Origin of the sequence: Paenibacillus marchantiophytorum (assembly GCF_014640555.1) — a bacterium.
In the GTDB taxonomy this organism is placed as follows: Bacteria; Bacillota; Bacilli; order Paenibacillales; family NBRC-103111; genus Paenibacillus_E; species Paenibacillus_E marchantiophytorum.
In genome coordinates this window covers 268413-275493 of the sequence record NZ_BMHE01000006.1, presented here as the reverse complement: position 1 = coordinate 275493, position 7081 = coordinate 268413, and the positions used below count along the sequence as shown (strand labels likewise).

The 7081-nt window shown below is 41.1% G+C and carries 7 protein-coding genes and 1 pseudogene; 1 reads left to right on the top strand and 7 read right to left on the bottom strand.

Annotated features, from left to right (window positions below):
• Positions 1–291: 291 nt before the first annotated feature.
• The 6 genes and pseudogenes from IEY34_RS09245 to IEY34_RS09215 all read right to left on the bottom strand — a co-directional run bounded on the left by IEY34_RS09245 (position 292) and on the right by IEY34_RS09215 (position 4662).
• A pseudogene (locus IEY34_RS09245) lies at positions 292–1654 on the bottom strand (ATP-binding cassette domain-containing protein).
• Positions 1655–1913: 259 nt separating this feature from the next.
• Positions 1914–2132 carry a helix-turn-helix domain-containing protein gene (locus IEY34_RS09240; RefSeq protein ID WP_189010544.1) on the bottom strand — a complete coding sequence of 73 codons (219 nt, stop codon included), beginning with the start codon at positions 2130–2132 and terminating at the stop codon, positions 1914–1916.
• 12 nt (positions 2133–2144) lie between these two features.
• Positions 2145–2624 (bottom strand): DUF2975 domain-containing protein, encoded by a 480-nt coding sequence (locus IEY34_RS09235; RefSeq protein ID WP_189010542.1) that lies wholly within the window; start codon positions 2622–2624, stop codon positions 2145–2147.
• Between the two features lie 532 nt (positions 2625–3156).
• Entirely contained in the window at positions 3157–3360 is a 204-nt protein-coding gene (locus IEY34_RS09230) for an Imm30 family immunity protein (RefSeq protein ID WP_505816535.1), read from the bottom strand.
• Positions 3361–3497: 137 nt separating this feature from the next.
• A complete protein-coding gene (locus tag IEY34_RS36655) occupies positions 3498–4382 on the bottom strand; it encodes an RHS repeat-associated core domain-containing protein (protein WP_229757541.1) in 885 nt (294 codons plus the stop codon).
• Positions 4333–4662, bottom strand: a complete 330-nt coding sequence (locus tag IEY34_RS09215; protein ID WP_189010540.1) for a hypothetical protein — start codon at positions 4660–4662, stop codon at positions 4333–4335. The genes IEY34_RS36655 and IEY34_RS09215 overlap by 50 nt, the downstream gene beginning before the upstream one ends.
• A gap of 149 nt (positions 4663–4811) precedes the next feature.
• On the opposite strand from IEY34_RS09215, the gene IEY34_RS09210 reads away from it, so the two are divergent.
• Entirely contained in the window at positions 4812–5246 is a 435-nt protein-coding gene (locus IEY34_RS09210) for a LysR substrate-binding domain-containing protein (RefSeq protein ID WP_268240114.1), read from the top strand.
• A gap of 442 nt (positions 5247–5688) precedes the next feature.
• Here the strand turns inward: IEY34_RS09210 and IEY34_RS09205 are convergent, their stop codons facing one another.
• Complete coding sequence (locus IEY34_RS09205; RefSeq protein ID WP_189010537.1) at positions 5689–6852, bottom strand: DUF4317 domain-containing protein; 1164 nt, start codon at positions 6850–6852, stop codon at positions 5689–5691.
• Between the last annotated feature and the right edge of the window lie 229 nt (positions 6853–7081).

Genomic DNA, 7081 nt, shown 5'->3' with positions numbered 1-7081 from the left:
AAAATGAGGACTCGCATACGTAAATTTTAAGAATTTCCACAAAATTTGCTAATTGGGAAGTGGGAGGGCTGGATGCAGAATGTTAATCGACGGTCTCCTACAGGGTCTTATTTCCACGAAAAGCGCTGAATTTCTCACGAATCAGCAAAATAGCGTACGGTAGTTCCCTCAACCTCGCGATAATGACGCTTTTTGCTAGAATAGCGAACTGTAGTTCCCTTACCTCCGCCCGAGGCAGCTGTGGGAACTCTTCGATCACTCCGCACCAACAATGCCCCTTCCTTGGTTCAACTAGAGTTCAATGACCTTTGTTGCCACATTTTCACAAAACTCCCTGTCATGCTCGACAAAAAGAATCGTTGGTGTGTATTCAAGCAGCAGCTCTTCAATTTGTATGCGAGAAATAATATCGATAAAATTAAGCGGCTCATCCCAGATGTGCAAATGAACATGATATCCTTCTCAAATTGACTTCTGGAAAAATCAAGCTTCCTTAAAATGGATTTAAACAGGCTTTCATCAACTCCGCAGTCGGCCGCGTAATCCGATAAATTGCCTTGGAGATGAGAGGTATCCTGTGAAACATAAGATATTCTCAATTGACTGTCCTTCCTGAAGCTTCCTGTATAACTCATTTCCTCACCACAAATAAGTTTGATGATGCTTGATTTTCCTGAGCCGTTTTTACCGGAAAGCGCAATTCGCTCCCCCTGCTCAATCGTAAAACTTAGATCGGAACAAACCATCTTATCACCATAAAAAATGGAAACATGATCAAGTTCAGCAAGTTGGTTTTTATGAAAAGCAAGCTGTGAAATCTCTAAACTTTCTGAGCTCTCGATATTTTTGAGAAGTTTAGATTTTTCACTAACAGCAGTTTGCTGCCTTTGCTCAATTGATTTAGAGCGCTTCATCATTTTAGCCGCTTTGTGGCCAATATATCCTTTATCTACCTTGGAACCGGAATTTCTTGTTCCGTTTTTTGTTTTTTCCACTTCATGCGACCAGTTGCCCGTCCGTTTAGCGGAATCTGTCAAACGTCTGATGTCTTTTCTAAGTTTTTCATTCTCGGCAAGTTCAAAATTATCTTGCCTTATTTTATTTTCCCACCAACTTGAAAAATTGCCTTTTTGAATTTCGATGTTGGTCTTATTGTTTGAAAGGATGTGATCTACACAGTTATCAAGAAAAGATCTGTCGTGAGACACCAGAATAAATCCGCTTTTGGATTTGAGATAATGACTAACCAGTTTTCTTGCATGCATGTCAAGATGATTAGTTGGTTCATCGATTAGCAGAAAGCTATTTTCCTTAGCCGATACAGAACATCCTCAGAAACCTTTAATAAAGAAAGCTCACGCATTAACTGCCAGTGTACATAGTCCGGAAAAATGTCGTTGATGACATCAAGCGTATTATTTTCTTTATTTTCTACTGGGAAGGGGAAATACTCAAAACTGACATTGGCCGAAATAGTTCCACTGTACTCATATTTACCAAGCAACAAGTTGAGAAATGTTGTCTTGCCTCTCCCGTTTCTTCCTGTAAATCCTAATTTCCAATCAGAATCGATTTGGAAATTGACATGTTCAAAAATGTTATCGTAACTTCCTTCATAGGCATATGTGAGGTTTGTAACATTGATTAATGACATATCCTTATCCTCCTGTATAAAAAAATAAAAGCTACAAGAAAGTTACATTCTTGTAGCTCAAATAAATACAGTTAATTAACCCCTGCACGGAGTTAAATAAAGATATCGGTTGAGTGAAAGAATATGTAACTTTCTTGCATAGCAAATAAAACATGCGAAAATATCGCTTTACTGTTTTATCGTTAGCAAGAAATCCTACATTATTCTTTCAACTCCAGCCCTTAATTTATAAGCATTAAATCATCCTTGTAATTCAATTTCAATAATCGTCTCCATCACTTCTATATTCTAGAATATCCCCAGGCTGACAATCTAAAGCCTTGCAAATCGCCTCTAAAGTGGAAAATCGAATCGCTTTGGCCTTTTCATTTTTCAAAATAGAAAGGTTCGCCATTGTAATTCCAACTCTCTCCGAAAGTTCTGTCACACTCATTTTTCTCTTCGCCAGCATCACATCAATATTGATAATAATCGCCATGTTTTATCCACCTCAGACCGTTAAGTCATTTTCTGATTTTATCTCTATGGCATTTTTCAAAAGCTTTTGAAGTACAGCAGCAAAAACTGCAATCACCAGGGAAGCAAAAATCATGAGCATTCCGATTACAATGACACCAGGGGCATCGTCTTTCTCCGCCACGAGATAGAAGAGCGGCATGCCTACCACATACAAGCTGCTGATTGCGATTGCACAATATTTAATATTTTTTAAAACTTTTACAGATAATTCTGAGAAAGCTTTGTTCTTGTCAATATAACTTAAAAGTTTTAAAGCTTGATACAGAGCAAAGTAAAACGGGATAGCCGTTGCATACAAATCGATAAAAACGAGATATTTCATATAAGTATGATCTGGATACAATTCTACTGTATAACTCGCTATCTCTGGAACCAAAAATATGCACAAAGCAAGAACTGGGATTCCAATGAGAATTACGGCTGCCTTCAAAAAGAATGTTTCTCGTTTCATAACATGCACCTCACTTAGTTATTGTCAGTTTGATTTTAAAATAATATTTATCGTTTTGCAATATATAATTATTGATAATAGAGAATATAACGTTAGATGGTTCGCACGCTTAGACAACAAAAAAGCGCTTAACATTGACCAATTTGTCAATGTTAAGCACTTAAATATTACACATCGGACACCAGATAATGGAAATCTAGTATACGCTCAGAAGGCTGCCCCATACCACTTGCGCAGAGCGATAATAAAACAACCCAAAGCAGCCAATGAAGTTATCGTCCGCACATGATTCCAGGGTACCCAAGCGGCAAGATACTCTTCGAGAACGACGACAAGCAATAGTTGAAACACGAAGAGAATTTGTAGACCAGACAAAAATTATTAATAAAAATGAACTGTTGGCTGGACGAGCGAAAACGCTTTTCACTTTAATCATCCGCTGAACTGACAATAGCGTGAATCTATCGGGCGTTGGTGCAAGCTGTAGCCGATAATGAATTGGTTCTCCGTTCCGATTTCTAAGCAGTTCTTGCTAGATCTCACACTTTTGTCCACTGGGAGCAAGTCCTTGCGCCGCGTGCTGTCCTAGGTCTGGGATCACAGTTTCGGCTCCAATTGTCTTATCATATGACTCAATCGCATGAATTAAACCAAACATAACATCATCATGTTCTGTTGCATCATCAAAACCTGAACATAAATTCTTAAGATGGTCTACCTGGTTGATATTAAGAATATTGGCTATTAATATCCATTTTGACTCCTTCCTATTACTTTTGGAATATATTAGAGTGCATGTTTTTATTCATTTCTATAACTTCTTGCAGGCTCCCTCTTATCTCCGGTGTATAGAGCCCTTCCATTTGATAAATTCTACCATGCATCCCTTGCATCACGGGCTAAAGCATTTCTTGGAGATAAATTCAAATAATCTTGAAGCCCTTGTCCAGTTAAACCATAAGTTTCAGTTTGACGGTGTCTGCCTCCCGAGCCCTGAGTCATACTAACACCATCATTTTTATGAACGCCTGCATGTGATTCCATATACTTCGCAGAGGGCATGTCGTGTGGTGTAATATTATCTCCACGAGTTCCTGCATCTATTAATTCTTCATACGTTGCAACCTTCCCTTCACCTGGTAGTAAAGATTTTCCCGTCCCCCCAAGTCGTAACATGCTCGATATACTATCTCCAGCCGAAGGTCCTTCGAGTTTACTTGTACTTTCTACATCCTCTCTTACAGTACCAAGTTTACCTATTTTCCCAAGGTTCGCAAGTCTCTCAATGGGAACTACATTGGCAATAAATGAACCCCCATAGGTATATCGCGCGTTCAAATCCCCTTGGATAAATTGATCATTAAACTGTTTAATAATTTCACCAGCTATTTGGCTTGTTGTATCTGCTGGATGCTGATAAAAGGTTGAAATTCCGTTATCAAATTGTTGTTGGCGTTCAGGGTTAACATATTGACCGAATGGCGACGTATACAGCATTAAATCCCCAAACCCAGTGGCCATTTCCATAACTGAGTTTCCAAATCCTTGAATTCCATGCCCAACACCAATGAGATGCCTTTTAAAGGTTCCCCACTTCGTATCACTCTCCCGACTCAGTCCAAATGGGTCCACAAAGCTAATTGGATTACCATTCACATACGCATAACGATTGAGGGTCTGCCCTTGACTAACGCTGCCCACCACAACATCACGGTTTACAAATCGCTTTATCTCCGTATTGTAATAACGGGCACGCATATAGTACAGTGCCGATTAATCCCATACCATAGACGTAGTACGCTCGAATGACACCTTGCTCGTCAGTTTCCATCAGTAGTTGGCTTAAAGACGAGGTTGTATCAGTCACATAGAACGTCGTGCCTTCACTCGTTGTCAGGGATCGACGGATGTTATCTGCGTCGTAAGTATACTGCACACCGCCTGCCGCAATTAATCGGTTACGCGAGTCGTAAACATACGCGCTGTCGGAACCTTGCAGCGGACCTTGGATCATATTGCCATCAGCATCATTAACCAAGTTATGTCCGTTTGTTCTTCTATACGAAGCCTCTCCGGTGCTGTAGGTGCTGTACTATCTGATAACGTCTCAACAGTAAGTACTGAACTAGACGGAGATATGTTCCCAACTGCGTCACAAGCTTGCACGGTAAAGCTGTTGTTGCGCCTGTGGAATCCGACGATTGTGAAGTCATGTCTTATTTAAACGAGGAGTTAGCGCTTATTCTCTACGAATCGCACATTTTGGCTGAGAAGGCCTCAGTGGACCTATTGGATTTAAGTAGAGAACCGTTTATCTTGTTTCCTGACGGCTTTGCTGTTCGGAAGCATATTATGCAGGCCTGCAGCAAAGTCGGTTTTGAGCCACGCGTCATCTATGAAAGCGCACACTGGGATCTGCTTGCAGAAATGGTTGCAGCTAATACAGGCATTTCTATCCTTCCGCAAGCTATTTGCAGCAAAATCACCAATTCTTCTGTGAAAACGGTACGTTTAACGAACCCTACCATTCCCTGGAATCTGATTATTATTTGGCATAAAGATCGCTATCAATCCTACGCCATGAGGGAGTTTATTCGATTCATTCAGGCATCCCAAATCTGAAAATCTAATCTAGCATCCTGCATTTCATTAGATGCCCGTTGAGACCGAAAAGCGCCGTGTGAAAAGGAACTATGATCCGCTAACTGACGGGAAATGAGGTAAACGTAGCCTGAAAGGGAACTGAGATCCTCTATTTAAGCGGAACCTGCTGATTCCTACCAGGAAAAGGTGAAATAGCGGATCGTAGTTCCCTCTGGCGTGGAAAATGGCTGTTTTCAGAATTATAACGTACTGTAGTTCCCTCAAACTCGCGATCATGACACATCCTAGTATCGCGGCTTGATGTTCCCCTTATAAGACCACAGCACATGCTTTCACCTGCATTTCCTTAACTACTTGCCTGGTATTCCATAATAAATTTAAAAACGGAGCCCGCAAACCCGCGGCGCTCCGTTTTTGTTGTTGCAGTATATGTTCCATTTCATTGTATTCGATCCCTACACTACAACGTCTCCGTACTGAGGGTAAATCCTTCGATCACGGCGTCTTCGTCGACCTCGATCAAGATGCATCGTTTCCCTTTATAATTCACCTGTCTCACGTACTTTAAATCTTGCGGACTGACTGAAATCGTGGCGATCTTCGTATCAATCTTAATCGATTTCGAAGTGAACTTTGGCATGACGCTGCTTGCTTTGAGTTCATAGTTTTTGTTGTCGACGACTGTTTGAAACGCTCGTTCCACCTTCTCCATCGTCACGTTCTCCACGCCGCTCACCGTTAGCATGCGTTCCACATCTTTATAGTCCAACTTCGGAGGTTCCTCCTCCTCGTTAGTCTCAATGACCCGATGAATTTCCTCGTACACATGAGCGATTGTTGAGGCGTCGAGCTGATCTCCCGCTACTTCTTTCACGATTTCCTCAAAAATAGTTCTCTCTTCTTGCGCTGTCACGGTCTTCTCGGCATTCAAAACTTGCTCGATGAAATGCCAATTCGGTTCGTTAGCTTTACCCGTGCAATACAGAATGCGATTCATGTCGGAATAGTTGTCCGTCACACTTGGGTAGAAAAAACCTTGCTCCGGCGAGTTCAATTTAATGATCGGATCTACGAAAACATTATACTTGTATTCCCGCTCGACGTAATCAAACATGAGGATTTTCCGTTGTTGTTCCGTGGAATTCACACTGCACAGAATGAACGGATTCGCGAACATCTCGTCCTTTTCACTCACCTCAGCTTCTTCATTCCTGATTTTGGTCGGCTTAAAATATTGTCCGTGGACGAAAGTAATGACCGTATCCCGTTCATATTTGGTATCCGCCAACATTTTCTCCACCAACAGGAGCATCAGATCTTGCCATTCTTCCGGGTTGCCGGTCACTAAACCTTGATGGAGCAGCACCTGAGAAGGCTTCTCCGCCTCCTCCTGAAACTTTAACTCGAACATCTTCTGATCCAATTCACCGGTCAGCAGTTTTTTGAAATTAGCCATATATAGTTCCTGCTTCTCCCTGTCGACTAGGGAGAAAGACTGACGCTCATAATGATAGATCTCGTTGCTTTCCTTCATGATATACACGTTAAGAATGTTGAAAATTTCAAGCTTATCGTGATCCAACTTCATCTGCTTGCGAATATGTGCGAGTTCTTTCTTTATCATGGTCCTTCAGACGCTCCTATGCAGTAAAATGTTCACATCATAACAAAAGCCCTTCATGAGAAGGGCTTCCACCGTTACTTCCCTTTATTTCCATTCCAAACTTAGAGTGAATAGCACTCCACATGTTTCGTCATTGGTTTAATCACTTTACTTTTGAGGACTTGGATAAACTACATCCTGTATGTTAATGCATTATGATAGATTTCTCAACAATTTTGAGAATTTATCC